Annotated in this window: 22 protein-coding genes; 20 read left to right on the plus strand and 2 right to left on the minus strand. The window is 70.7% G+C overall.

The genetic code is table 11. The annotated features are described in order from the left end of the window. Positions 1–285: 285 nt before the first annotated feature. The gene (locus tag AB0P24_RS17245; RefSeq protein WP_365794723.1) at positions 286–834 is read right to left on the minus strand and encodes a carbonic anhydrase; all 549 of its coding nucleotides are present in this window, start codon (positions 832–834) and stop codon (positions 286–288) included. A 356-nt stretch (positions 835–1,190) separates the two neighbouring features. Between AB0P24_RS17245 and rsmH the strand changes: the two genes are divergently transcribed. From rsmH to AB0P24_RS17325, 16 genes are all read left to right on the plus strand, one after another. Next, positions 1,191–2,147: a 16S rRNA (cytosine(1402)-N(4))-methyltransferase RsmH gene (rsmH, locus tag AB0P24_RS17250; RefSeq protein WP_365794725.1), complete on the plus strand. Its 957-nt coding sequence runs from the start codon at positions 1,191–1,193 to the stop codon at positions 2,145–2,147. A 33-nt stretch (positions 2,148–2,180) separates the two neighbouring features. Then, on the plus strand, positions 2,181–2,711 hold the full coding sequence (locus AB0P24_RS17255) for a septum formation initiator family protein (RefSeq protein WP_365794726.1): 531 nt from the start codon (positions 2,181–2,183) through the stop codon (positions 2,709–2,711). 5 nt (positions 2,712–2,716) lie between these two features. After that, positions 2,717–4,702 (plus strand): penicillin-binding protein 2, encoded by a 1,986-nt coding sequence (locus AB0P24_RS17260; protein WP_365794727.1) that lies wholly within the window; start codon positions 2,717–2,719, stop codon positions 4,700–4,702. Positions 4,703–4,744: 42 nt separating this feature from the next. Beyond that, positions 4,745–6,409: a UDP-N-acetylmuramoyl-L-alanyl-D-glutamate--2,6-diaminopimelate ligase gene (locus AB0P24_RS17265; RefSeq protein WP_365794728.1), complete on the plus strand. Its 1,665-nt coding sequence runs from the start codon at positions 4,745–4,747 to the stop codon at positions 6,407–6,409. Between the two features lie 28 nt (positions 6,410–6,437). After that, entirely contained in the window at positions 6,438–7,850 is a 1,413-nt protein-coding gene (gene murF / locus AB0P24_RS17270; RefSeq protein ID WP_365794730.1) for a UDP-N-acetylmuramoyl-tripeptide--D-alanyl-D-alanine ligase, read from the plus strand. Continuing rightward, a complete protein-coding gene (gene mraY, locus AB0P24_RS17275) occupies positions 7,850–8,920 on the plus strand; it encodes a phospho-N-acetylmuramoyl-pentapeptide-transferase (protein WP_181807536.1) in 1,071 nt (356 codons plus the stop codon). Before murF ends, mraY begins: the two co-directional genes overlap by 1 nt. Further along, on the plus strand, positions 8,902–10,359 hold the full coding sequence (gene murD / locus AB0P24_RS17280; protein ID WP_365794732.1) for a UDP-N-acetylmuramoyl-L-alanine--D-glutamate ligase: 1,458 nt from the start codon (positions 8,902–8,904) through the stop codon (positions 10,357–10,359). Before mraY ends, murD begins: the two co-directional genes overlap by 19 nt. A 66-nt stretch (positions 10,360–10,425) precedes the next feature. Then, positions 10,426–11,781 (plus strand): putative lipid II flippase FtsW, encoded by a 1,356-nt coding sequence (ftsW, locus tag AB0P24_RS17285; protein WP_365794734.1) that lies wholly within the window; start codon positions 10,426–10,428, stop codon positions 11,779–11,781. Positions 11,782–11,787: 6 nt separating this feature from the next. After that, a complete protein-coding gene (murG, locus tag AB0P24_RS17290) occupies positions 11,788–12,876 on the plus strand; it encodes an undecaprenyldiphospho-muramoylpentapeptide beta-N-acetylglucosaminyltransferase (RefSeq protein WP_365794735.1) in 1,089 nt (362 codons plus the stop codon). Positions 12,877–12,905: 29 nt separating this feature from the next. Beyond that, positions 12,906–13,703, plus strand: coding sequence for an FtsQ-type POTRA domain-containing protein (locus AB0P24_RS17295; protein WP_365794737.1), 798 nt, complete (start codon positions 12,906–12,908; stop codon positions 13,701–13,703). A gap of 278 nt (positions 13,704–13,981) precedes the next feature. Then, positions 13,982–15,178, plus strand: coding sequence for a cell division protein FtsZ (gene ftsZ / locus AB0P24_RS17300; RefSeq protein ID WP_365794738.1), 1,197 nt, complete (start codon positions 13,982–13,984; stop codon positions 15,176–15,178). A 10-nt stretch (positions 15,179–15,188) separates the two neighbouring features. Beyond that, positions 15,189–15,917, plus strand: a complete 729-nt coding sequence (gene pgeF / locus AB0P24_RS17305; protein ID WP_365794739.1) for a peptidoglycan editing factor PgeF — start codon at positions 15,189–15,191, stop codon at positions 15,915–15,917. 6 nt (positions 15,918–15,923) lie between these two features. Next, positions 15,924–16,643: a YggS family pyridoxal phosphate-dependent enzyme gene (locus AB0P24_RS17310; protein WP_365794740.1), complete on the plus strand. Its 720-nt coding sequence runs from the start codon at positions 15,924–15,926 to the stop codon at positions 16,641–16,643. 126 nt (positions 16,644–16,769) lie between these two features. Then, positions 16,770–17,411, plus strand: coding sequence for a cell division protein SepF (gene sepF, locus AB0P24_RS17315; protein ID WP_365794741.1), 642 nt, complete (start codon positions 16,770–16,772; stop codon positions 17,409–17,411). 52 nt (positions 17,412–17,463) lie between these two features. Beyond that, positions 17,464–17,748, plus strand: a complete 285-nt coding sequence (locus AB0P24_RS17320) for a YggT family protein (protein ID WP_181805458.1) — start codon at positions 17,464–17,466, stop codon at positions 17,746–17,748. A 56-nt stretch (positions 17,749–17,804) separates the two neighbouring features. Further along, positions 17,805–19,112: a DivIVA domain-containing protein gene (locus AB0P24_RS17325; RefSeq protein WP_365794744.1), complete on the plus strand. Its 1,308-nt coding sequence runs from the start codon at positions 17,805–17,807 to the stop codon at positions 19,110–19,112. Between the two features lie 353 nt (positions 19,113–19,465). On the opposite strand, the gene ileS is transcribed toward AB0P24_RS17325, so the two are convergent. After that, positions 19,466–22,603 carry an isoleucine--tRNA ligase gene (gene ileS, locus AB0P24_RS17330; protein WP_365794746.1) on the minus strand — a complete coding sequence of 1,046 codons (3,138 nt, stop codon included), beginning with the start codon at positions 22,601–22,603 and terminating at the stop codon, positions 19,466–19,468. A 593-nt stretch (positions 22,604–23,196) separates the two neighbouring features. Here ileS and AB0P24_RS17335 point away from each other — a divergent pair. The 4 genes from AB0P24_RS17335 (at position 23,197) to AB0P24_RS17350 (ending at position 26,218) form a co-directional block, all read left to right on the plus strand. Further along, positions 23,197–24,048, plus strand: coding sequence for a TraR/DksA family transcriptional regulator (locus tag AB0P24_RS17335; RefSeq protein ID WP_365794748.1), 852 nt, complete (start codon positions 23,197–23,199; stop codon positions 24,046–24,048). A gap of 68 nt (positions 24,049–24,116) precedes the next feature. Next, positions 24,117–24,731, plus strand: a complete 615-nt coding sequence (gene lspA / locus AB0P24_RS17340; RefSeq protein WP_365794750.1) for a signal peptidase II — start codon at positions 24,117–24,119, stop codon at positions 24,729–24,731. A 75-nt stretch (positions 24,732–24,806) separates the two neighbouring features. Beyond that, on the plus strand, positions 24,807–25,751 hold the full coding sequence (locus tag AB0P24_RS17345; protein WP_365794752.1) for an RluA family pseudouridine synthase: 945 nt from the start codon (positions 24,807–24,809) through the stop codon (positions 25,749–25,751). Continuing rightward, positions 25,748–26,218 (plus strand): GNAT family N-acetyltransferase, encoded by a 471-nt coding sequence (locus AB0P24_RS17350; protein ID WP_365794754.1) that lies wholly within the window; start codon positions 25,748–25,750, stop codon positions 26,216–26,218. The genes AB0P24_RS17345 and AB0P24_RS17350 overlap by 4 nt, the downstream gene beginning before the upstream one ends. Positions 26,219–26,220 lie beyond the last annotated feature (2 nt).

Consider the following 26,220-nt stretch of genomic DNA (forward strand, 5'->3'; position numbering starts at 1 on the left):
TCGTGTCACTCGCCTGTGGACAACTGCCCGCACTATGTCGGTCTTACGGCCTTTCGGCCGCCTATTCGACAGCGGGCCGACAGCTTACGGCCGGCGCGTTCCGGGGCACACGGTCTGATCGACGGGCCGAGGCGCCCGGACCGACGTCGGGCGACGCGGGGTGACGGGGAGCCGCCGGAGGCATGGCGGGCGGCCGCGGGGGACGGGCCGGCCCGGCTGCCGACGGTCGTCGCCGTCGGGCCGCTCGGCCGGGTGAGACCTCGCGGGCAGCCGGGCGGGGAGCGGTCAGGCCGGGTCGACCTCGCGCAGGAGGCCGGTGCGGACGTCGAAGACGAAGCCGCGTACGTCGTCGGTGTGCAGCAGGAACGGCGAGGTGCGCACCCGCTGCATGGACTGCCGGACGTCCTGGTCGACGTCCCGGAAGGACTCCACCGCCCAGGCCGGGCGCTGGCCGACCTCCATCTCCAGCTCGGTGCGGAACTCCTCGGTGAGGGCCTCCAGGCCGCAGCCGGTGTGGTGGATCAGCACGATGCTGCGGGTGCCGAGCTTGCGCTGGCTGATGGTGAGGGAGCGGATCACGTCGTCGGTGACCACGCCGCCGGCGTTGCGGATGGTGTGGCAGTCGCCGAGCTGCAGGCCCAGCGCCTGGTGCAGGTCGAGGCGGGCGTCCATGCAGGCCACCACGGCCACGTGCAGCACGGGCCGGGCGTCCATGCCGGGGTCGGTGAAGGCGGACGCGTAGGTCCGGTTGGCGTCGACCAGGCGATCCGTCACGGTGCCGCCCATGGTTATGGCGTCTTCGGATCCAGTGGGAGCTGCTGCGGAAGTCGTCATAGTCACGACGTTACTGGTCAAGGGCAGTCACGGCCTCCTGTGAGAAGGGACAAAGAACGTCATCGTGGCTTGTTGTGAGCTAACCCACACGGAGGGCAAAACGGGGCCGCACGGATGATTCCCGGTGAATACCCGTCCCGGCCGGGACGCCGTACGCGCCGCGCAGGCCGGTTGATTGACCGCGCGACACGGTGGACTAAAGTGGCGCGAAGCGGGAGGCGAGGCTCTCCCCGCTGGTGACATCCCCCGGAGACCCCGGCACGGCGCCCGGGCCGTCTCCCCACGTGCGCGGTGTGCGTACCGAGCGGGCGGGGACCCGGCGGTGCGTCCCCGTTGCCGGAACCTGAGAGGCCCCCTTGAGCCAGAGTCGACACGTCCCGGTGATGCTCCAGCGGTGCCTGGATCTGCTGGCACCCGCCCTGGAGCGGCCGGGCAGCGTGGTCGTCGACTGCACCCTCGGCCTCGGCGGCCACAGCGAGGCGCTGCTGACCCGCTTCCCCGAGGCCCGCCTGGTCGCCCTCGACCGTGACAAGGAGGCCCTGCGCCTGTCCGGCGAGCGGCTCGCCCCCTTCGGCGAGCGCGCCACCCTGGTGCACGCCGTCTACGACGAGCTCCCCGGCGTACTGGAACGCCTCGGCATCGCGCGCGTGCAGGGCGTGCTCTTCGACCTCGGCGTCTCCTCCATGCAACTAGACGAGGCCGACCGGGGCTTCGCCTACGCCCAGGACGCGCCCCTGGACATGCGCATGGACCAGACGACCGGCATCAGCGCCGCGGACGTCCTCAACACCTACCCGGCCGGCGAGCTCGTCCGGCTCCTGTACGCGTACGGCGAGGAGAAGCAGGCCAAGCGGATCGTCTCGGCGATCGTCCGGGAGCGGGAGAAGGAACCGTTCAGCAACAGCGCCCGGCTCGTGGAGCTGATCCGCGACGCGCTGCCGCAGGCCGCCAAGCGCACCGGCGGCAACCCGGCCAAGCGCACCTTCCAGGCGCTGCGCATCGAGGTCAACGGCGAACTGGCGGTCCTGGAGAGGGCGATCCCGGCCGCCGTGAAGGCCCTCGCGGTCGGCGGCCGGATCGCCGTACTGTCGTACCACTCGCTCGAAGACCGTCTGGTCAAGCAGGTGTTCGCGGCCGGCGCCGCCACCACCGCGCCGCCCGGGCTGCCGGTCGTGCCCGAGCAGTACCAGCCCCGGCTCAAGCTGCTCACGCGCGGTGCCGAACTTCCCACCGAGGAAGAGGTCGCCGAGAACCGCAGGGCCGCCCCGGCACGTCTTCGGGGAGCCCAGCGCATCAGGGAGGAAGCCGAGTGAGCGAGCGGGGTTTCCGGACCCACCGGAGGACACGTGAGTAGGAAACCCGAGCTGCGGGGGCGGGCGGCCCGGCTCGCCCGGCTCTTCCCGGGCGGCCGGGCCAACCAGGCCGCCCGCACCCCGTTCGTCCTGCTCGTCGTCCTGCTCCTCGGCGGCGGCCTGATCGGTCTGCTGGTGCTGAACTCGGCGCTCAGCGAGGGCTCGTTCAAACTCGACGACCTGCAGAAGCAGACCAAGAACCTGACCGACGAGGAACAGGCCCTGCAGCGGGACATCGACGCCTACTCCGCCCCCGACGCCCTCCAGCGCCGCGCCCGCGAGCTCGGCATGGTCCCCGGCGGCGACCCGGTCTTCCTCGACCCGGACGGCACCGTCAAGGGCGTCCCCAGCCCCGCCGCCCTCCGGCAGACGACCGTGCCGCTCGCCCCCGAGGCCCTCGGCACACCGTCCGCCGGCGCTCCGACGCCCACTGTCTTCGTGCCGGTGATCACCCCGACGGCGACCTCCACGCCGGCCCCGGGTGCCACCCCCGTGACGTCCCCGACCCCGACCCCCGGCAGGTGACGGAAGTGCCAGACACTTCTGGAGAAAGGCGATCGCCGCGCCGCCGCGTGCCCGGCCCGCCCAAGCCGCCCCGCCCCCGGGACCCCAGAGGCGCCGTCCGGCGGCAGCCCGGCCCCGGCGCCCGCCCGGTCCGCCGTCCCGGCACCCCGCGCCCCGCGGCCGCGCCTGCCCTGCGTCTGGGCAGCCCCCGCCCCCGGCTGCGCATGGTCGGCCTCGCCCTGACCCTGGTGCTGATGGTCTTCGTCGGGCGCCTGCTCCAGGTCCAGGCCGTCGACGCCGGCGCGTACGCGGCGATGGCCGAGCAGAACCGGTACGTCGTGCACACCCTGGCCGCCGAGCGCGGCGGGATCACCGACCGCAACGGCGTGGCGCTGGCGATCAGCGAGGACGCGTACGACATCACCGCCGACCCCACGATGTTCACCGGCAAGCAGCTCAAGGTGAACGACGGACCCGAGCAGGCCGCCGCGCTGCTCGCCCCGATCCTCGGCAGGAACCAGGCCGACCTCGTCAAGCTGCTGCGGCCCGCGAACAAGGAGCTGCGCTACGTCCGGCTCGCCACCCGGCAGACCCCGCAGGTCTGGAAGCAGATCAAGGACCTGAAGGCCGCGCTGACCGCCAAGGCCGGGACCGACCACAGCACCGTCAACGTGCTGGCCGGTGTCTTCGCCGACCCCAGCAGCCAGCGGGTCTACCCGAACGGCGGCCTGGCCGCCGGGATACTGGGCTGGGTCAACGCCGACGGCAAGGGCGGCGGCGGCATCGAGTCGCAGCTCGACAAGGAGCTCACCGGCAAGGACGGCAAGATCCGCTACGCCCAGTCCGGCGGCCGCGAGGTGCCCACCGCGGGTTCCACCGAGACCCCGGCCGTGGCCGGCTCCGACGTCGAGCTGACCATCGACCGCGACATCCAGTGGGCCGCGCAGAACGCCATCACCGAGCAGGTCAAGCAGTCCAAGGCGGACCGCGGGTACGTGGTCGTCCAGGACACGCAGACCGGGCAGGTCCTGGCCATGGCCAACTCGCCCGGCTTCGACCCGAACGACCTGGCGTCGGCCGACGCCGCCGACCTGGGCAACGCGGCCCTCCAGGACGCCTACGAGCCCGGCTCCACCGCCAAGGTGATGTCGATGGCGGCCGTGCTGGAGCAGAACGCCGCCACCCCGCTCACGCACGTGGTGGTGCCCAACCGGCTGCACCGCGGCGACCGGCTCTTCAAGGACGACGTCGACCACGCCACCTGGTACCTCACGCTCAACGGCGTGCTCGCCAAGTCCAGCAACATCGGCACCATCCTGGCGGCCGGCCAGCTCGGCAAGACCCAGGAACAGGCCAACCGGGTCCTCTACTCGTACCTGCGCAAGTTCGGCATCGGCAGCTACTCCGGGCTCGGCTTCCCCGGCGAGACCAAGGGCATCCTGGCCGCCCCGGACAAGTGGTCGACGTCGCAGCAGTACACGATTCCTTTCGGCCAGGGCTTCTCCATCAACGCCATGCAGGCGGCCTCCGTCTACTCGACCATCGCCAACGGCGGGGTCCGCGTCGAGCCGACCCTGGTGCGCGGCACCAAGGGCGCCGACGGCCGCTACACCCCTGCCGACCAGCCCAAGAAGACCCGCGTGATCAGTGCGAAGACGGCGAAGACCCTGGCCGAGATGCTGGAGTCCGTCGTGGACGACGAGCAGGGCACCGGCGCCAAGGCGGCCATCCCCGGCTACAACGTGGCCGGCAAGACCGGCACCGCCAACCGAGTGGATCCGGCCACCGGCAGGTACCGCGGCTACACCTCGTCGTTCGCCGGCTTCGCACCCGCGGACAAGCCCCGCATCACCGTCTACTGCGCCATCCAGAACGCCACCGCCGGCAGCTACTTCGGCGGCCAGATCTGCGGCCCCATCTACAAGCAGGTGATGGAGTTCGCCCTCAAGACCCTCCAGATCCCGCCGACCGGCGCGAAGGCGGCCAACCTGCCCGTCGACTACAAGCCCTGATCAGCGCCTCAGCACCTCGCACAGACCACCAGGAACGAGTTCGTGACAACGATCACCCCCGATCCCGGGAACCACGGGATGCCGCGCCCCTCGCTTCGCTCCGGACCGGGTGCGCCCGGTACGCTCACCGCCGTGCCACACGCTGATCAGTCCCAAACCACCCAGAAGGGCGCTTCCGTGACACATCCGGGGCCGCCCAGGCCGGTTCAGAACTCCGCCACACCCCTCGCGGAGCTCGCCGATCAGCTGGGTGCCGCCGCCCCGGAACCGGCGCACAGCGCAGTCGACGTCACGGGCATCACCCATGACTCGCGCGCGGTCCGCCCCGGCGACCTGTACGCCGCCCTGCCGGGCGCCCGGCTGCACGGCGCCGACTTCGTCGCCCAGGCCGCCGGACTCGGCGCGGTCGCCGTCCTGACCGACCCGACGGGCGCCGAACGCGCCGCCGCGACCGGCCTGCCGGTCCTGGTGGCCGACGACCCGCGCGCGCGGATGGGCGAACTCGCGGCCACCGTCTACGGCCGTCCGGGCCGCGACCTGCTCCAGATCGGCATCACCGGCACCTCGGGCAAGACCACCACGGCCTACCTGGTCGAGGGCGGTCTGAAGGGCACGCGCAACACCGGCTTGATCGGCACGGTCGAGACGCGCATCGGCGAGGAGCGCATCAAGTCCGAGCGCACCACCCCCGAGGCCACCGACCTCCAGGCCCTGTTCGCCGTGATGCGCGAACGCGGGGTCGAGGCGGTCGCCATGGAGGTCTCCAGCCACGCCCTGGTCCTCGGCCGGGTCGACGGCTGCGTCTTCGACATCGCCGTCTTCACCAACCTCAGCCCGGAGCACATGGAGTTCCACTCCGGCATGGAGGACTACTTCCGGGCCAAGGCGCAGCTGTTCACCCCGAAACGCAGCAGGCGGGGTGTGGTCAACGTCGACGACGAGTACGGCCGCCGGCTCGCCCGGGAGGCCTCCGTACCGGTCGTCACCTACTCCGCCGAGGGCCACCCGGACGCCGACTGGCGGGCCGCCGACGTCCACATCGGCCCGATGGACTCGACGTTCACCGTCACCGGGCCCGAGGGCGTCCGGGTCGCCGCCAAGTCGCCGCTGCCGGGCCCCTTCAACGTGGCCAACACCCTCGCCGCGATCGTCGCCCTCGCCACCGCCGGCCTCGACCCGCAGACCGCCGCCGACGGCATCGCCGCCGTGCCGGGCGTGCCGGGCCGCCTGGAGCGCGTGGACGCCGGACAGCCCTACCTCGCGGTCGTGGACTACGCCCACAAGACGGACGCCGTCGAGTCGGTCCTCAGGGCCCTGCGCAAGGTCACCAAGGGCCGGCTGCACATCGTCCTCGGCTGCGGCGGCGACCGCGACCGCACCAAGCGCGCCCCGATGGGCGCCGCCGCGGCCCGGCTCGCCGACACCGCCGTACTGACCTCCGACAACCCCCGCTCCGAGGATCCCCTCGCCATCCTCGCGGCCATGCTCGAAGGCGCCGCCTCGGTGCCCGTCCACGAGCGCGGCGAGGTGCTCCTCTTCGAGGACCGGGCCGCCGCGATCGAGGCCGCCGTCGCCCGCGCGCACCCGGGCGACACCGTGCTGGTCGCCGGCAAGGGCCACGAACAGGGCCAGGACATCGCCGGCGTGATCCGTCCCTTCGACGACCGTCAGGTCCTCCGCGAAGCCATCCAGAAAACCCAGGGATGAAAATCCAGAAGACCCAGGGGATGAACTTGTGATCGCCCTCTCTCTCGCCGAGATCGCAGCAGTCGTCGGCGGGCAGACGCACGACATACCGGATCCGTCCGTCCTGGTCACCGGCGAGGTCGTCCGGGACTCCCGCGAGGCGGGGCCGGGCAGTCTGTTCGCCGCCTTCGTGGGCGAGCGCGTGGACGGCCACGACTTCGCCGCCCAGGTCGTCGGACAGGGCGCGGTCGCCGTACTGGCGTCGCGCCCCGTCGGCGTGCCCGCGATCGTCGTGGACGACGTCCAGACCGCCCTCGGCGCCCTCGCGCGTCATGTCGTACGACGGCTCGGCGCGACCCTCGTGGCGCTGACCGGCTCGGCCGGCAAGACCAGTACCAAGGACCTCATCGCCCAGGTGCTGCGCACCAAGGCGCCGACCGTGTTCACGCCCGGCTCGCTCAACAACGAGATCGGGCTGCCGCTGACCGCCCTGTCCGCCACCGAGGAGACGAAGTTCCTGGTGCTGGAGATGGGCGCCCGCGGCATCGGCCACATCCGCTACCTGACCGATCTGACGCCCCCGAAGATCGGCCTGGTCCTCAACGTCGGCACCGCCCACATCGGCGAGTTCGGCGGCCGGGAGCAGATCGCCCAGGCGAAGGGCGAGTTGGTGGAGGCGCTGCCCGCGGCCGAGGACGGCGGCGCCGCGATCCTCAACGCGGACGACCCGTTGGTGCGGGCCATGGCCTCCCGTACCAAGGCGAAGGTGGTCCTTTTCGGAGAGTCGGCCGAAGCGGACGTACGGGCCGAGAACGTACGACTCACGGACACGGGACAGCCCGCGTTCAGCCTTCACACACCCTCCGGTGCAAGCGATGTGACCATGCGCCTGTACGGTGAGCACCACGTGTCGAACGCGCTCGCCGCGGCCGCCGTCGCCCATGAGCTGGGCATGTCCGCGGAAGAGATCGCCCTCGCGCTCTCGGAGGCGGGCTCCCTCTCCCGCTGGCGTATGGAGGTCACCGAGCGCCCGGACGGCGTGACCATCGTCAACGACGCCTACAACGCCAACCCCGAGTCCATGCGAGCCGCGCTGCGCGCGCTCGCGGCCATGGGCAAGGGGCGCCGCACGTGGGCGGTGCTCGGCAAGATGGCCGAGCTCGGGGACGAGGCGCTCGCCGAGCACGACGCGGTCGGACGGCTCGCCGTCCGGCTCAATGTCGGCAAGCTCGTCGCTGTCGGGGGAGTGGAAGCCTCCTGGCTGCAACTGGGCGCATATAACGAGGGTTCGTGGGGTGAGGAGTCGGTGCACGTGTCCGACGCACAGGCGGCGATCGACCTGTTGCGCAGCGAGTTGCGCCCGGGGGACGTCGTACTCGTGAAGGCGTCACGGTCGGTGGGTCTGGAGAGCGTTGCGCAGGCGCTCGTCGAGGCCGATGCCGAGGGTGTTGATGCCCGATGATGAAGCAGATCCTCTTCTCGGGCGTCATCGGTCTCTTCCTGACGCTGATCGGCACCCCGCTGCTGATCAAGCTCCTCGCCCGCAAGGGCTACGGCCAGTACATCCGTGACGACGGCCCGCGCGAGCACGCCAGCAAGCGCGGTACGCCGACGATGGGCGGTATCGCCTTCATACTGTCCACGGTCGCCGCCTACTTCCTGTCCAAGGTGATCACCGGCTACACCCCGACCTACTCGGGCCTGCTGGTGCTGGGCCTGATGTGCGGGATGGGCCTGGTCGGCTTCCTGGACGACTACATCAAGATCGTCAAGCGGCGTTCGCTGGGTCTGCGGGCCAAGGCGAAGATGGCCGGCCAGCTGATCGTCGGCATCGCCTTCGCGGTGCTCTCGCTCCAGTTCGCCGACGCCCGCGGCAACACCCCGGCGTCCACGAAGCTGTCCTTCATCACGGACTTCGGCTGGTCGATCGGCCCGGTGCTGTTCGTGGTCTGGGCGCTGTTCATGATCCTCGCGATGTCGAACGGCGTGAACCTGACCGACGGTCTGGACGGCCTCGCCACCGGCGCCTCCGTGCTCGTCTTCGGCGCCTACACGTTCATCGGCGTCTGGCAGTTCCAGGAGTCCTGCGCCAACGCGATCACCCTGACCAACCCCAATGCCTGCTACGAGGTGCGCGACCCGCTGGACCTCGCGGTCATCGCCTCCGCGCTGATGGGTTCCTGCCTGGGCTTCCTGTGGTGGAACACCTCGCCCGCCAAGATCTTCATGGGCGACACCGGTTCGCTCGCGCTCGGCGGTGTCCTCACGGGCCTGGCGATCCTGTCCCGCACCGAACTCCTCGTCGCCATCATGGGCGGTTTGTTCGTCCTCATCACGATGTCGGTCGTCATCCAGGTCGGCTCCTTCCGGCTCACCGGCAAGCGCGTCTTCCGGATGGCACCGCTCCAGCACCACTTCGAACTCAAGGGCTGGTCCGAAGTCCTTGTGGTGGTCCGCTTCTGGATCATCCAGGGCATCTGTGTGATTGTCGGACTCGGCCTCTTCTACGCGGGATGGGCAGCGGACAAGTGACCTCCTCGGTGTCCCCGGACTTCCAGGGCATGCACGTCACCGTCGCCGGGCTCGGCGTCTCCGGTGTCCCGGCGGCCAAGGTGCTGCACGCGCGCGGGGCGATCGTCACGGTCGTCAACGACGGCGACGACGCACGCGCGCGTGAGCAGGCCGCCGGACTGGAGGCGCTGGGCGTCACGGTACGACTCGGTGACACTGCGTCCGTCAGCGGCTCCGCCGCGGGCACCCTGCCGGAGGGCACCGAGCTCATCGTCACCGCGCCGGGCTGGAAGCCGGACAAGCCGCTGTTCCAGGCGGCCCGCGCGGCCGGTGTCGACATCTGGGGCGACGTCGAGCTGGCCTGGCGGCTCCGGGGCCCCGATGCGGCCCCCTGGCTGGCCGTCACGGGCACCAACGGCAAGACCACCACCGTCCAGATGCTGGCGTCGATCCTGAGGGCCGCGGGCCTGCGCACGGCGGCGGTCGGCAACATCGGCGTCTCGCTGCTCGACGCGGTCCTCGGGGACCAGGAGTACGACGTCCTCGCGGTGGAGCTGTCGAGCTACCAGCTGCACTGGGCGCCCTCGCTGCGCGCCCACTCGGCGGCCGTGCTGAACCTCGCCCCCGACCACCTCGACTGGCACGGCTCCATGGAGGCGTACGCCAAGGACAAGGGCCGCGTCTACGAGGGCAACCGGGTCGCCTGCGTCTACAACGTCGCCGACAAGCTCACCGAGCAGCTGGTGCGCGAGGCCGACGTCGAGGAGGGCTGCCGGGCCGTCGGCTTCACCCTCGGCACCCCGGGACCGTCCCAACTCGGCGTCGTGGACGGCATCCTGGTCGACCGCGCCTTCGTCGAGAACCGGCACAAGAACGCCCAGGAACTGGCCGAGGTCTCCGACGTCAACCCGCCGGCCCCGCACAACATCGCCAACGCCCTTGCCGCGGCGGCCCTCGCGCGCGCCTACGGGGTGCCCCCCACGGCCGTACGGGACGGGCTGCGGGCCTTCACGCCGGACGCCCACCGCATCGCGCACGTCGCCGACGTGGACGGCGTCGCGTACGTCGACGACTCCAAGGCCACCAACACCCACGCGGCGGAAGCCTCGTTGGCGTCGTATGAGTCGATCGTATGGATCGCGGGCGGGCTGGCGAAGGGCGCGACCTTCGACGAGCTGGTCGCCAAGTCGGCAAAGCGGCTTCGCGGTGTGGTGCTCATCGGCGCCGATCGCGCCCTCATCCGGGAGGCCCTCGCGCGACACGCGCCCGAAGTCCCGGTCGTCGACCTCGACCGGACCGACACTGGGGCGATGCTCGCGGCGGTCCGGGAGGCCCGGCGACTCGCCGTCGCCGGAGACACGGTGCTGTTGGCACCCGCCTGTGCCTCCATGGACATGTTCGCCAACTACAACAAGCGCGGTGACGCGTTCGCTCAGGCGGTTCGCGAACTCGGCGCCTGACCCGGCCGCCTGCCGGGCGACCTTGGGAGGGACGCGTGGGACGCTCGACGTGCAGCGGAGGCGTTGATGCCCGGTAGCCGCACCGGCCGGCCGCCCGTACAGGGAGCGGTCCGCCGGCCCGCCGCGCCCCGAGCCTCCCGCGACAACCCGCTGCGGCGGCTCCACACACGGGCCCAACGGGCCTGGGACCGGCCGCTGACCGCCTACTACCTGATCCTCGGCGGCAGTCTGCTGATCATCGTGCTGGGTCTGGTGATGGTCTACTCGGCCTCCCAGATCACCGCGCTGCAGATGTCGCTGCCCGGCTCGTTCTTCTTCCGCAAACAGTTCCTGGCCGCCTGCATCGGGGGCGCGCTGCTGTTCGTGGCGTCCCGCATGCCGGTGAAACTGCACCGGGCGCTCGCCTACCCGATCCTCGCCGGCGCCGTCTTCATGATGGCGCTCGTGCAGGTGCCGGGGATAGGGATGTCCGTCAACGGCAACCAGAACTGGATCGCCCTCGGCGGCTCCTTCCAGATCCAGCCCAGCGAGTTCGGCAAGCTCGCCCTCGTGCTGTGGGGCGCCGACCTGATGGCGCGCAAACAGGAGAAGCGGCTGCTGACCCAGTGGAAGCACATGCTGGTGCCGCTCGTTCCGGTGAGCTTCCTGCTGCTCGGCCTGATCATGCTCGGCGGCGACATGGGGACCGCGATCATCCTCACCGCGATCCTGTTCGGCCTGCTGTGGCTGGCGGGGGCGCCGACCCGGCTGTTCGCGGGGGTGCTGTCGATCGCGGGCGTGCTCGGTGTGATCCTCATCAAGACCAGCCCCAACCGCATGGCCCGGCTCGCCTGCATCGGCGCCACCGAGCCGAAGACCGGCGTCGCCGACTGCTGGCAGGCCGTTCATGGCATCTACGCCCTGGCCAGCGGCGGCCTCTTCGGATCCGGGCTCGGTGCGAGTGTGGAGAAATGGGGTCAACTCCCCGAAGCCCACACAGACTTCATCTTCGCCGTCACCGGTGAGGAACTGGGCCTGGCGGGCACACTGTCGGTGCTGGCCCTCTTCGCGGCTCTAGGCTATGCGGGTATCCGCGTGGCCGGATGCACGGAGGACCCCTTCGTGAGGTACGCCGCGGGAGGCGTGACCACCTGGATCACCGCTCAGGCGGTGATCAACATCGGTGCGGTGCTCGGCCTGCTGCCGATCGCCGGCGTCCCCCTCCCGCTGTTCTCCTACGGAGGCTCCGCCCTGCTGCCGACCATGTTCGCCATCGGGCTGCTGATCGCCTTCGCGCGCGACGAGCCCGCTGCGCGGGCGGCGCTTGCGATGCGGCAACCTCGCTTTGGTAGAAAACGAGGAGCCGGGGGCCCTCAGGGGCCTCGGAGATGGAACACGATGCGACGGCGTGCCTCGGCGGCGCGCTCGTCCGGAGAGCGGTGAATTTCGGTGCATGTCGTACTCGCTGGTGGGGGGACCGCCGGCCACATCGAGCCCGCGCTCGCCCTCGCGGACGCCCTGCGCAGGCAGGACCCCACCGTGGGGATCACGGCCCTGGGCACGGAACGCGGTCTGGAGACCAGGCTCGTCCCGGAACGCGGCTATGAGCTCGCACTGATCCCGGCGGTGCCGCTGCCCCGCAAGCCCACCCCCGAACTGATCACCGTCCCGGGCCGGCTGCGCGGCACCATCAAGGCCGCCGAGCAGATCCTGGAGCGCACCAAGGCGGACTGCATCGTCGGCTTCGGCGGCTATGTCGCCCTGCCCGGCTACCTCGCGGCCAAGCGCCTCGGCGTGCCGATCGTGATCCACGAGGCCAATGCCCGACCCGGCCTCGCCAACAAGATCGGCTCCCGGTACGCCGCCAAGGTCGCCGTCTCCACCCCGGACAGCAAGCTGCGCGACGCCCGCTACATCGGCATCCCGCTGCGCCGCTCCATCGCGACCCTGGACCGGGCCGCCGCCCGCCCCGAGGCCCGCCACCGCTTCGGCCTCGACCCCAACCTGCCCACGCTGCTGGTCTCGGGCGGCTCCCAGGGCGCCCGCCGCCTCAACGAGGTCGTCCAGCAGGTCGCGCCCTGGCTCCAGCAGGCCGGCATCCAGATCCTGCACGCGGTCGGCCCGAAGAACGAACTGCCGCAGGTGCACCAGATGCCGGGAATGCCCCCCTACATCCCGGTAAGTTACCTGGACCGGATGGACCTCGCGTACGCCGCGGCCGACATGATGCTCTGCCGCGCGGGCGCGATGACCGTCGCCGAACTCTCCGCCGTCGGACTCCCGGCCGCTTATGTCCCGCTGCCCATCGGCAACGGCGAACAGCGGCTGAACGCCCAGCCGGTGGTCAAGGCCGGCGGCGGCCTGCTGGTCGACGACGCGGAACTCACCCCGGAGTGGGTGCAGCAGAACGTCCTGCCCGTGCTCGCCGACCCGCACCGGCTGTACGAGATGTCCCGCGCGGCAAGCGAGTTCGGCCGCCGGGACGCCGACGAGCTGCTCGTCGGCATGGTGTACGAGGCGATCGCCTCACGCCGATAGGACCGTATGACGAAAGGCAAGTGAGTAGCGTGGCCGGACCGACCACCACCGCCGAACGCGGTGAACGCCGGCAGGAGTCGTCCGGCCCGCCGCTCGTCCGTCGGCTGCGGAACCGCCGCTTTCGTAGGATCGTCATTCTGGTGCTGGCCGTTGTGTTCCTCGGGTCCGGCTCCGTCTGGCTGCTGTACGGCTCCCCGTGGCTGCGGGTGCGTCATGTCTCCGTGTCCGGGACGGCCGTTCTGACCCCCGAGCAGGTCCTCGCGGCCGCCGGCGTCCCGGTCGGAGCGCCGATGGTCTCCGTCGACACCGACGGGATCGAGGCCCGACTGCGCCGGAAACTGCCCCGAATTGACGCGGTGGACGTCGTCCGTTCCTGGCCTCACGGAATCGGGCTGAAAGTAGTCGAGCGCGCGCCGGTGCTGCTTATCGAAAAGGGCGGAAACTTCACCGAAGTGGACAAGGGAGGCGTCCGTTTCGCCACGGTTTCCCGGGCGCCGGAAGGTGTTCCGGCGCTGGAATTGAGCCTGTCCCGGTCGGGTTCGGCCACCGCGAGCCTGCGCCGCTTCGGCACGGACCGGCTGGTGCGGGAGGCGGTCGAGGTCGCGCGTGCCGTTCCGGCCGCCGTCCGCCGGGACACCCGAACCCTCAAGGTCCGTTCCTACGACGACATCTCGCTGGAGTTGGGCGGCGGCCGGGTCGTCGAGTGGGGCAGTTCGGAGAACGGCGCGGCGAAGGCGCGCACGCTCACCGCGCTCATGAAAGCCGCTTCCGGTGCCCGCCACTTCGACGTGAGTGTTCCCACCGCCCCTGCGTCATCGGCGAGTTGACGCACATCAGCGCAGGCCAGCACCCTGGTTGGGCACCGCTATGCCTGATCACATAGGGTGAAAAGAAAAACGGGAGGTTCGGCGTGTTCGTTGAACGGGCGCCACTTGTCGACTTAGTGTCCTGTTCAGAAGACTCCAGGGAACAGACACACTGGTAACCCTAAACTTCAGGGTTAGGGTTCGGGTCGGCGCTACGGACCGTCCCAATCGGCATCTGCCGTCCCGCGCGGGGCACCGCACGTGGACGGCAACGTAATTCGAGGCGAGAGGCCTTCGACGTGGCAGCACCGCAGAACTACCTCGCAGTCATCAAGGTCATCGGTGTCGGCGGCGGTGGTGTCAATGCCATCAACCGGATGATCGAGGTCGGTCTCAAGGGCGTCGAGTTCATCGCCATCAACACCGACGCACAGGCGCTGTTGATGAGCGACGCCGACGTCAAGCTCGACGTCGGCCGTGAACTCACCCGGGGACTCGGCGCCGGCGCCAACCCGGCCGTCGGCCGCAAGGCCGCCGAGGACCACCGCGAGGAGATCGAGGAGGTCCTCAAGGGGGCCGACATGGTCTTCGTGACGGCCGGTGAGGGCGGCGGCACCGGCACCGGCGGCGCGCCCGTCGTGGCCAACATCGCGCGCTCCCTCGGCGCCCTCACCATCGGCGTGGTCACCCGCCCGTTCACCTTCGAGGGCCGGCGCCGCGCCAACCAGGCCGAGGACGGCATCGCCGAACTCCGCGAAGAGGTCGACACCCTCATCGTCATCCCCAACGACCGGCTGCTGTCCATCTCGGACCGCCAGGTCTCGGTGCTCGACGCGTTCAAGTCGGCCGACCAGGTCCTGCTCTCCGGTGTCCAGGGCATCACCGACCTCATCACCACCCCCGGCCTGATCAACCTCGACTTCGCCGACGTCAAGTCGGTCATGTCGGAGGCCGGTTCGGCCCTCATGGGCATCGGCTCGGCCCGCGGCGACGACCGCGCGGTGGCCGCCGCCGAGATGGCGATCTCCTCGCCGCTCCTGGAGGCCTCCATCGACGGCGCCCGGGGCGTCCTGCTCTCCATCTCCGGCGGCTCCGACCTCGGCCTGTTCGAGATCAACGAGGCCGCCCAGCTGGTCAGCGAGGCGGCGCACCCCGAGGCCAACATCATCTTCGGCGCGGTCATCGACGACGCCCTCGGTGACGAGGTCCGCGTCACCGTGATCGCGGCCGGTTTCGACGGGGGCCAGCCCCCGGCCCGCCGGGACAACGTGCTCGGCTCGTCCTCGGCCCCCGCCCGTCGCGAGGAGCCGGCTCCGGCCCGGCGGGAGCCCGAGCGCCCCTCCTTCGGCTCGCTCGGCAGCGTGACCCCGAAGGAGGAGCCGGAGCCGGCGCCCGAGCCGGTGGCCGACATCCCGGTCGCCCCGCCGGTCCCGCCGTCGCGGACGTACACGGACAGCGCGGCCGAGGAACTGGACGTACCGGACTTCCTCAAGTGATCCTTACGACGTGACAGGACAGCGCGAGACCGTGAGCGGCGCGCACTTCGCCTTCACCGACAGGTGGGGCGGGGTGAGCGCCGCTCCGTACGAGGAGCTCAACCTGGGCGGGGCCGTCGGCGACGACCCCGACGCGGTACGCACCAACCGGGAGATCGCCGCCCGGTCGCTCGGCCTGGACCCCGGCCGGGTGGTCTGGATGAACCAGGTCCACGGAAACGACGTGGCCGTCGTGGACGAGCCCTGGGGAGAGCGCCCGGTGCCCGAGGCCGACGCGGTGGTCACCGCGCGCCGGGGGCTCGCCCTCGCCGTCCTCACCGCCGACTGCACGCCGGTGCTGCTCGCCGACCCGGTCGCCGGGATCGTGGCGGCCGCCCACGCGGGACGGCCCGGGATGGTCGCGGGGGTCGTGCCCGCCGCCGTGCGCGCGATGACCCGACTCGGCGCCGACCCGGCCCGGATCGTCGCCCGCACCGGCCCCGCCGTCTGCGGCCGCTGCTACGAGGTGCCGGAGACGATGCGCGCCGAGGTGGCCGCCGCCGAGCCGGCGGCGCACGCCGAGACCGGCTGGGGCACTCCGGCGGTGGACGTGAGCGCCGGGGTGCACGCACAGCTCGCGCGCGCCGGGGTGCTCGACCGGGCGCAGTCGCCGGTGTGCACGCTGGAGTCGGGCGATCACTTCTCGTACCGCCGGGACCGCACCACCGGGCGGCTCGCCGGATATGTGTGGCTGGACTGATGAGACATGACGGACCGTAGAACCGAACTCGCCGCGAACCTGGCGAAAGTGGAGGAGCGCATCGCCGCCGCCTGCGCGGCGGCCGGGCGCAAGCGGGAGGAGGTGACCCTGATCGTGGTCACCAAGACCTACCCGGCGAGCGACGTGCGGCTCCTGTCCGGGCTGGGGGTGCGCCATGTCGCGGAGAACCGCGACCAGGACGCGGCCCCCAAGGCTGCCGAATGCTCGGATCTGCCTCTTGGTTGGCACTTTGTTGGGCAATTGCAGACCAATAAAGTGCGATCCGTCGTGGGTTATGCGGATCTCGTGCAGTCCGTCGATCGTTCCAAGCTCGTGGACGTCCTGTCCAGGGAGGCGGTGCGGGCCGGGCGCGAGGTCGGCTGCCTCCTGCAGGTCGCACTCGACGCGGGCACGAGCGGAAGGGGGGAGCGCGGCGGTGTGGCGCCGGGCGGAATCGAAGAGTTGGCCGACCTCGTCGCCGGTGCGCCGGGACTGCGGCTCGACGGCCTCATGACCGTCGCTCCGCTCACCGGGGAGTACGCGGGGCGCCCGCGTGCGGCGTTCGATCGGTTGATGGATTTGTCGACTGACCTGCGCCGAGCCCATCCGGCTGCCACCATGGTCTCCGCAGGGATGAGTGCGGACCTTGAGGAAGCCGTGGCCGCCGGGGCGACACATGTACGCGTCGGCACTGCGGTACTCGGAGTCCGCCCCAGGCTCGGGTAACGTCGCCAGGAAGTCGGACCACAGCAGAAAATATGGTCAATGCCGCCTCAGGTGGGCGCAATGACCGCGTGGATCGCGGGACTTGGCAGTCGTCACCGATCCACCACAGAGCGGAGGACTCAGAGCATGGCCGGCGCGATGCGCAAGATGGCGGTCTACCTCGGCCTCGTGGAGGACGATGGGTACGACGGCCGCGGATTCGACCCCGATGACGACTTCGAGCCCGAACTGGACCCGGAGCCCGAGCGGGATCATCGACGGCACGAGCCGTCGCACCAGTCCCACGGGGCACACCAGTCCCAAAGGGACGATTCGGTACGAGTGGTACACCCCTCGCCCCCGCGCGAACCGATGTCGCATTCCGCCGCGCTCCCCGCGGAATCGGGACGCCCGGCGCGCATCGCCCCCGTGGCGTCCATCACACAAGAACGCGCAAGCCTGGAGAAGAACGCACCGGTGATCATGCCCAAGGTCGTGTCGGAACGAGAGCCTTACCGGATCACCACGCTTCACCCCCGGACCTACAACGAGGCCCGTACCATCGGGGAACACTTCCGCGAGGGCACCCCGGTGATCATGAATCTGACTGAGATGGACGACACAGACGCGAAGCGACTTGTCGACTTTGCGGCCGGTTTGGTGTTTGGTCTTCACGGCAGCATCGAACGGGTGACGCAGAAGGTGTTCCTGTTGTCGCCTGCTAACGTCGATGTCACGGCGGAGGACAAGGCCCGCATCGCAGAGGGCGGGTTCTTCAACCAGAGCTGAGACGCAAGACCGGTACAAGGCACGGAAACAGGGGAGAGGGAAAGCACGGATCATGGGCGTGTTCCTGGATGTGATCTACATCGCGCTGATGTGCTTCCTCATCGTGCTCATCTTCCGGTTGGTCATGGACTACGTGTTCCAGTTCGCCCGCTCATGGCAACCCGGCAAGGCGATGGTGGTCGTACTTGAGGCCACCTACACTGTCACCGATCCACCGCTCAAGCTTCTGCGGCGGTTCATCCCGCCGCTGCGTCTCGGGGGCGTGGCGCTCGACCTGTCCTTCTTCGTACTGATGATCATCGTCTACATCCTGATTGCGATCGTTGGTCGGCTGTGATGAGCGATGTGACCTACCGTCTTGCCGAACGCCGACGACTACGTTGAGGTGAAGAGATGCCGTTGACCCCCGAGGACGTGCGGAACAAGCAGTTCACGACCGTCCGCCTCCGAGAAGGCTATGACGAGGACGAGGTCGATGCCTTCCTCGATGAGGTCGAAGCCGAACTGACGCGCCTGCTCCGCGAGAACGAGGACCTGCGCGCCAAACTGGCCGCGGCCACGCGCGCTGCTGCCCAGAACCAGCAGAACATGCGCAAGCCTCCGGAGCCGCAGGACCAGCAGCAGGGCGGAATGCCCCAGCAGGGCGGAATGCCTCAGGGCATGCCGCAGCAGGGCATGCCTCAGCAAGGCGGCATGCCCCAGCAGGGCATGCGAGGTCCCGGCGCTCCGGTGCCCGCCGGCATATCGGGCCCGCCGCAGCAGCAGATGGGTGGCCCCATGGGCGGTCCCCCGCAGCTGCCGAGCGGCGCCCCGCAGCTGCCGGCCGGTCCCAGTGGCCAGGGCGGTCCGCAGGGTCCCGGTCCGATGGGCCAGGGTCCGATGGGTCAGGGCCAGATGGGCCAGGGTCCGATGGGCCAGGGTCCGATGGGCCAGGGTCCGATGGGGCAGGGTCCGATGGGGCAGGGCCCGATGGGCCAGGGTCCCGGTCCGATGGGTCAGGGCATGGGTCCGATGGGTGGCCAGCCGCCCATGCAGCAGCAGATGGGTGGCCCGATGGGCGGTCCCATGGGCGGTCCGATGGGCGGCCCCGGTCAGGGCCCCGGTGGCGACAGCGCCGCCCGTGTCCTCTCGCTGGCCCAGCAGACCGCCGACCAGGCGATCGCCGAGGCCCGCTCCGAGGCCAACAAGATCGTCGGCGAGGCCCGCAGCCGCGCCGAGGGTCTGGAGCGCGACGCCCGTGCCAAGGCCGATGCGCTGGAGCGGGACGCGCAGGAGAAGCACCGCGTCGCCATGGGCTCCCTGGAGTCCGCGCGCGCCACGCTGGAGCGCAAGGTCGAGGACCTGCGCGGCTTCGAGCGCGAGTACCGCACGCGTCTGAAGTCGTACCTGGAGTCGCAGCTGCGTCAGCTGGAGACCCAGGCCGACGACTCCCTGGCGCCGCCGCGCACCCCGGCCACGGCCTCCCTCCCGCCGTCCCCGGCGCCCTCCATGGCCCCGGCCGGCGCGAGCGCCCCGTCCTACGGCGGCAACCCGTCGATGGGCGGCGCCCCGTCCCCCGCTGGCCCGTCCTACGGCGGCCAGCAGCAGATGACGCCGGCGATGACCCAGCCGATGGCGCCGGTACGCCCGCAGGGCCCGTCCCCGATGGGCCAGGCACCGTCCCCGATGCGCGGCTTCCTCATCGACGAGGACGACAACTGACGGCCGCCGCGTAGTACCGCGTAGGCGTCGGCAGCCTTCACCAGGGCGGGGCCCCGGATCTCGATCCGGGGCCCCGCCCTTTTTACGCGAGTTGCACCCCCCGCCGCGTGGGCGCAGGCCAGGGTCGTCGCCCCGTACGTGTGAGAAGGGGTTCGTAACTCAGGGGCGCGGGGAACCGCGCAGGCCAGGGTCGTCGGCCCGCAGGTGTGAGGAGGGGTTCGTCAATCAGGGGCGCGGAGCCGCGCCGGTCTGCGGCTCCGCCGCGTGGGCGCAGGCCAAGGACACCGACCCGCACGCACCGGAAGGGCCCGATCCCCGTCTGGAGACCGGGCCCTTCCAGAACAGGCCGGCGCTTACGCCTTCCGCAGCCGGAACGTCAGAGACAGCCCCTCGTCAACGAACGGCTCTCCATAACTCCCGTCGGCCTCGCCCTGCGAGAACTCCGTCGCGAGAACCTCGTCGGCGATCAGCGCAGCGTGCTCCGCCAGCGCCGCGATCACCGCAGGGTCGGTCGACACCCACCTGAGCGCGATCCGGTCGGCCACATCCAGCCCGCTGTTCTTCCGCGCCTCCTGGATCAGCCGGATCGCGTCCCGGGCGAGCCCCGCCTGCCGCAGCTCCTCCGTGATCTCCAGGTCGAGCGCGACGGTCGCGCCGGAGTCCGACGCCACCGACCAGCCCTCACGAGGCGTCTCCGTGATGATCACCTCGTCCGGTGCCAGCGTCACCGTCTCGCCCTCGACCTCCACCGACGCCGTGCCCTCGCGCAGCGCCAGCGACAGCGCGGCCGCGTCCGCCACGGCGATCGCCTTGGCGACCTCCTGCACCCGCTTGCCGAACCGCTTGCCCAGCGCCCGGAAGTTGGCCTTGGCCGTGGTGTCCACCAGCGAACCACCCACCTCGGACAGCGAGGCCAGCGAGGACACGTTCAGCTCGTCGGTGATCTGCGTGTGCAGCTCCGGGTCGAGCGCGTCGAAGCCGACCGCCGCGACCAGCGCCCGGGACAGCGGCTGCCGCGTCTTCACGCCCGACTCCGCGCGCGTGGCCCGGCCCAGCTCCACGAGCCGTCGTACCAGAACCATCTGCCTGGACAGCTCCGGGTCGATCGCGCCCAGGTCCGCCTCCGGCCACGCGGCCAGGTGCACCGACTCCGGGGCGCCCGGGGTCACCGGCGCCACCAGGTCCTGCCACACCCGTTCGGTGATGAACGGGGTCAGCGGGGCCATCAGCTTGGTGACGGTCTCCACGACCTCGTGCAGCGTGCGCAGCGCGGCCTTGTCGCCCTGCCAGAAACGGCGCCGCGAGCGGCGGACGTACCAGTTGGACAGGTCGTCGACGAACGCGGACAGCAGCTTGCCGGCGCGCTGGGTGTCGTACGCCTCCAGAGCCTGCGTCACCTGGTCGGTGAGCGCGTGCAGTTCGGAGAGCAGCCAGCGGTCCAGGACCGGGCGGTCGGCCGGGGCCGGATCGGCCGCGGAAGGCGCCCAGTTCGACGTACGGGCGTACAGCGCCTGGAAGGCGACCGTGTTCCAGTACGTCAGCAGCGTCTTGCGGACGACCTCCTGGATGGTGCCGTGCCCGACCCGGCGGGCCGCCCACGGCGAGCCGCCGGCCGCCATGAACCAGCGCACCGCGTCCGCGCCGTGCTGGTCCATCAGCGGGATCGGCTGAAGGATGTTGCCCAGGTGCTTGGACATCTTGCGGCCGTCCTCGGCGAGGATGTGCCCCAGGCAGACCACGTTCTCGTACGACGACTTGTCGAAGACCAGGGTGCCGACGGCCATGAGGGTGTAGAACCACCCGCGCGTCTGGTCGATCGCCTCGGAGATGAACTGGGCCGGGTAACGGCTCTCGAACAGCTCCTTGTTCTTGTACGGGTAGCCCCACTGCGCGAACGGCATCGAACCCGAGTCGTACCAGGCGTCGATGACCTCCGGCACGCGCGTGGCCGTCTTCGCGCACCGGGGGCAGGCGAAGGTGACGTCGTCGATGAACGGACGGTGCGGGTCCAGCTCCGACTGGTCGGTGCCGGTCAGCTCGGTGAGCTCCGCTCGGGAGCCGACGCAGGTGAGGTGGTCGTCCTCGCAGCGCCAGATCGGCAGCGGGGTGCCCCAGTAGCGGTTGCGGGACAGCGCCCAGTCGATGTTGTTGTTCAGCCAGTCCCCGTACCGGCCGTGCTTGACCGTGTCCGGGAACCAGTTCGTCCTCTCGTTCTCCGCGAGGAGACGGTCCTTGATCGCCGTCGTGCGGATGTACCAGGACGGCTGCGCGTAGTAGAGCAGCGCGGTGTGGCAGCGCCAGCAGTGCGGGTAGCTGTGTTCGTACGGCAGGTGCTTGAAGAGGAGGCCGCGCTGCTTGAGATCCTCGGTGAGCTGTTCGTCGGCCTTCTTGAAGAAGACGCCGCCGACCAGCGGCACGTCCTCCTCGAAGGTGCCGTCCGGGCGGACCGGGTTCACCACCGGCAGGCCGTAGGCGCGGCAGACCTTCAGGTCGTCCTCACCGAAGGCGGGGGACTGGTGGACCAGGCCCGTACCGTCCTCGGTCGTGACGTATTCGGCGTTGACGACATAATGCGCCGGTTCAGGGAACTCAACCAGTTCGAACGGACGTTGATAAGTCCAGCGCTCCATCTCGGCGCCGGTGAAGGACTGGCCCGTGGTCTCCCAGCCCTCGCCGAGCGCCTTGGTGACCAGCGGCTCGGCGACGACGAGCCGCTCCTCGCCGTTGGTGGCGACGACGTAGGTGACCTCCGGGTGCGCGGCGACCGCCGTGTTGGACACCAGGGTCCATGGGGTGGTCGTCCACACCAGGAGCGCGGCCTGGCCGGCGAGCGGACCGGAGGTGAGCGGGAAACGGACGTACACGGAGGGGTCGACGACCGTCTCGTAGCCCTGCGCCAGCTCGTGGTCGGACAGGCCGGTGCCGCAGCGCGGGCACCAAGGGGCGACGCGGTGGTCCTGGACCAGCAGCCCCTTGTCGAAGATGGTCTTCAGCGACCACCAGACCGACTCGATGTACTCGGGATCCATGGTGCGGTAGGCGTCGTCGAGGTCGACCCAGTAGCCCATGCGGGTCGTGAGCTCGGTGAAGGCGTCGGTGTGCCGGGTCACCGACTCACGGCACTTGGCGTTGAACTCGGCGATGCCGTACTTCTCGATGTCCGGCTTGCCGCTGAAGCCCAGCTCCTTCTCGACCGCGAGCTCCACGGGCAGCCCGTGGCAGTCCCAGCCGGCCTTGCGGGCCACGTGGTAGCCGCGCATGGTGCGGAAGCGGGGGAAGACGTCCTTGAAGACGCGCGCCTCGATGTGGTGGGCGCCGGGCATGCCGTTGGCGGTGGGCGGCCCCTCGTAGAACACCCACTCGGGGCGGCCCTCGGACTGCTCCAGGGTCTTGGCGAAGATCTTCTGCTCGCGCCAGAAGTCGAGCACGGCGTGCTCGAGGGCGGGCAGGTCGACCTGTGCGGGCACCTGGCGGTACGTCGGCGCTGTCATCTGCGAGCTTCCTCCAACGGACTTGCTGCCTTCCGTCGGAGGGACGAGAGCCTTGCCTTCCGTACGCCGTGTGCGGCGCGCTCCCGCGGTACCACCCTCCTTGGCTCTCCGGGCGCCGTACGCGCCGGTGAGCCCCCTCATTGGGGTCGCGAAGCCGGTTCTACTGGCCCTTGCGGGGCTTTCTTCCGGCGGCTCCGGGGTGATCTTCACGTCGCGCTCGCCCCCGGGCTTCCACCGTCCCCGGGTCGCTCTGGGCTGCGTACGCCGCTACTCGTCCCCATCCACGCTTCTCGCTCCGCCCAGTGTACGGCGCCGCACGGACAGCGGCCGCCCCGTTTTCCGGGCACCGGCGGGACAGGGCCCTTTGCCTGCCGGGATGACCCGAATGGCGCGGTACGCGTGTTCGCATCCTGGGATGTCCGGCTCGGCGGATTACCGCGCGGGGAGCTGGGCACAACGCATGCATACCTGCTGCGTGGGGGGTGCGGGGCGGGCGGATCGGGCGGCGTGCCCCGTTGCCGCGGGACTCAAGTCGATTTATCGTCCCAGCACGATTCGCGTGCAAGATCACAATATGTGAAGGGGCCGCGGCCATGGTGGCGAAGAAGACCGCGGGGGACGGTGAGAAGAAGAGCACGCGCGCGACCGCGACGGCTCCTTCGGAGAAGACTCCGGGCGAGAAGGGCTCCGCCGGGAAAGAGGCCGCACACAGGACACCGGTGGGGACGGCGGCCGGGAAGAAGGCCGCGGTGAAGAAGGCCGACGGGGCGAACCGGGAGAACCCTGAGAAGCCTGAGAACCCGGAGAACCCTGAGAAGCCGGAAAAGGCGGAGAAGACCCGGAAGCCGGAGAAGAGCGCGTCCCGGGCCGCGGCGACGAAGACCGCGGCGGAGAAGAGCACGGCCAAGAAGAGCACGGCCAAGAAAGCGGGCGCGGCGCGGGCCGCGAAGCAGACGGGAGCCATGACGGTGGTTGCGAAGAAGACTCCTGGCACGGCCGCGGCGGCGGAGACCGCCGTCCCCAAGGCGCGGGTCGCCACGGCGGCTCCGGGCGAACTCGCGGTACGTCCCGGCGAGGACCCGTGGACGCCGCAGGAGGTCGAGGAGGCGCGCACCGAGCTGACGGGCGAGGCGATGCGGCTGCGGGCCGAGATCGAGGCGTCCGACAGCGCTCTGGTCGGGCTGATGCGGGACTCCGGCGACGGCGCCGGTGACGACCAGGCCGACACCGGCACCAAGAACATCACCCGCGAGCACGAACTGGCGCTGGCCGCCAACGCGCGCGAGATGCTCGAACAGACCGAGCGCGCCCTCCAGAAGCTGGACGCGGGCACCTACGGCCTCTGCGAGAACTGCGGCAACGCCATCGGCAAGGCGCGCATGCAGGCCTTCCCGAGGGCCACCCTGTGCGTGGAGTGCAAGCAGAAGCAGGAACGCCGCTACTGAGCATCGGGGTCGCCTGGGGCGTGCCGTAGTCTCGTCCCGAGGCAGGCACCTAGGTTTGAGGGACTCACGTGGCAGAGGCGGGACGCATCATCGGTACGCCGGGCACCCCGGACGACGGCGGCGAGCGGACGGCGGCGCCCGGCGCCCTTGACGCGTCCGGTGCGGATCAGCAGTCCACCGCGGGACGGCGGCCCGGGCGCGGTCGCCGGATCGCCGTGCTGTTCGCGGTGGCCGCCTTCGCGTACGCCCTCGACCTGGTCAGCAAGATGATCGTGGTCGCGAAGCTGGAGCACCACGCGCCGATCAAGGTCGTCGGCGACTGGCTGGAGTTCCACGCGATCCGCAACCCGGGTGCGGCCTTCGGTTTCGGCGGCGCCTTCACGATCATCTTCACGGTGATCGCGGCGGCCGTGATCGTCGTGATCTTCCGGCTGGCACGCAAGCTCTACAGCTTCCCCTGGGCGGTCGCGCTCGGCCTGCTGCTCGGCGGTGCGCTCGGCAACCTCACCGACCGGATCTTCCGCTCGCCGGGGATCTTCGAGGGCCAGGTCGTCGACTTCATCGCGCCCAAGGGCTTCGCGGTGTTCAACCTGGCCGACTCGGCGATCGTCTGCGGCGGCGTCCTGATCGTGCTGCTGTCCTTCCGCGGCCTGGACCCGGACGGGACCGTCCACAGGGACTGACGGGGGTCACGCGGGCCGCACGGCCCGCAGGGGCTTGCGTACGGGGCTGCCGACGGTGTCCGGCATACTCGACGGGTGAGTACCCTTCCCGAGATCCGAACCCTGCCCGTGCCCGACGGCCTGGAGGGCGAGCGCGTCGACGCCGCCATCTCCCGCATGTTCGGCTTCTCCCGCACCAAGGCGGCCGAGCTGGCCGCGGCGGGCAAGGTCCAGGTCGACGGCTCGGTGGTCGGCAAGTCCGAGCGGGTGCGCGGCGGGGCCTGGCTGGAGGTCGAGATGCCGGGGGTGCCCGCGCCCGTGCAGATCGTCGCGGAGCCCGTCGAGGGCATGGAGATCGTGCACGACGACGACGACGTGGTCGTGATCGTCAAGCCGGTCGGCGTCGCCGCGCACCCCAGCCCCGGCTGGACCGGTCCCACCGTGATCGGCGGTCTCGCAGCCGCCGGCTACCGGATCTCCACCTCCGGCGCCGCCGAGCGCCAGGGCATCGTGCACCGCCTCGACGTCGGCACCTCGGGCCTGATGGTGGTCGCCAAGTCGGAGCGGGCGTACACCTCGCTGAAGCGCCAGTTCAAGGAGCGCACGGTCGACAAGCGCTACCACACGCTCGTGCAGGGCCACCCCGACCCGACCAGCGGCACCATCGACGCCCCGATCGGCCGCCACCCGCAGCACGACTACAAGTGGGCGGTCACGGCCGACGGCAAGCCCTCCGTGACCCACTACGACCTCATCGAGGCGTTCCGCGCGGCCTCCCTGCTCGACGTGAAGCTGGAGACCGGCCGCACCCACCAGATCCGCGTCCACATGGCCGCCCACCGTCACCCCTGCGTCGGCGACCTGACCTACGGCGCCGACCCCACGCTCGCCAGGCGGCTGCACCTGACCCGCCAGTGGCTGCACGCCGTCCGGCTCGGTTTCGAGCACCCCGGGGACGGCGAGTGGGTCGAGTTCGCCAGCGACTACCCGGCCGACCTGCAGAAGGCGCTCGACCAGGTCCGCGAGGAGACGTACGCATGAGCACGCGCGCGTACCGGGTGCGGGTCGCCGGGGACCCCGCCGACCTGGAGGCCTGCTTCGCGGTGCGCAAGCAGGTGTTCGTGGTCGAGCAGGGCGTCCCCGAGGACCTGGAGTACGACGAGTACGACCCCGTCGCCGTGCACGTCCTCGCGGTGGCTGAGGACGGCGTACCGCTCGGCACCGGCCGGCTGCTGTACGGCGAGGTGGCCGCGGCCAGGACCGACGGTGACCTGTCCCTCGGCTCCCTGGGCCGGCTCGCGGTCCTGGAGGAGGCCCGCGGCCTCGGCGTGGGCGTCGCCCTGGTCCGGGCCGTCGAGGAGGCCGCACGCGCGCGTGGCCTGACCGCGGTGGACCTGCACGCGCAGACCCACGCGCTGGGCTTCTACCAGCGGCTGGGCTACGAGCCGTACGGTGCGGAGTACGAGGAGGCGGGCATCGCGCACCGGGGGATGCGGCGCGCGCTCTGACC

It is taken from the genome of Streptomyces sp. NPDC086519, assembly GCF_040686075.1.
Classification (GTDB): Bacteria; Actinomycetota; Actinomycetes; order Streptomycetales; family Streptomycetaceae; genus Streptomyces; species Streptomyces shenzhenensis.

What these genes read in the sequence shown, in the direction of transcription:
- AB0P24_RS17310 (WP_365794740.1), top strand. Translation starts at nt 15,924, where the DNA reads ATGACGGACCGTAGAACCGAACTCGCCGCGAACCTGGCGAAAGTGGAG.
- murD (WP_365794732.1), top strand. Translation starts at nt 8,902, where the DNA reads ATGGGCAGCGGACAAGTGACCTCCTCGGTGTCCCCGGACTTCCAGGGC.
- AB0P24_RS17350 (WP_365794754.1), top strand. Translation starts at nt 25,748, where the DNA reads ATGAGCACGCGCGCGTACCGGGTGCGGGTCGCCGGGGACCCCGCCGAC.
- AB0P24_RS17325 (WP_365794744.1), top strand. Translation starts at nt 17,805, where the DNA reads ATGCCGTTGACCCCCGAGGACGTGCGGAACAAGCAGTTCACGACCGTC.
- AB0P24_RS17335 (WP_365794748.1), top strand. Translation starts at nt 23,197, where the DNA reads ATGGTGGCGAAGAAGACCGCGGGGGACGGTGAGAAGAAGAGCACGCGC.
- sepF (WP_365794741.1), top strand. Translation starts at nt 16,770, where the DNA reads ATGGCCGGCGCGATGCGCAAGATGGCGGTCTACCTCGGCCTCGTGGAG.
- ileS (WP_365794746.1), bottom strand. Translation starts at nt 22,603, where the DNA reads ATGACAGCGCCGACGTACCGCCAGGTGCCCGCACAGGTCGACCTGCCC.
- AB0P24_RS17245 (WP_365794723.1), bottom strand. Translation starts at nt 834, where the DNA reads ATGACGACTTCCGCAGCAGCTCCCACTGGATCCGAAGACGCCATAACC.
- mraY (WP_181807536.1), top strand. Translation starts at nt 7,850, where the DNA reads ATGAAGCAGATCCTCTTCTCGGGCGTCATCGGTCTCTTCCTGACGCTG.
- AB0P24_RS17320 (WP_181805458.1), top strand. Translation starts at nt 17,464, where the DNA reads ATGGGCGTGTTCCTGGATGTGATCTACATCGCGCTGATGTGCTTCCTC.
- ftsW (WP_365794734.1), top strand. Translation starts at nt 10,426, where the DNA reads ATGCCCGGTAGCCGCACCGGCCGGCCGCCCGTACAGGGAGCGGTCCGC.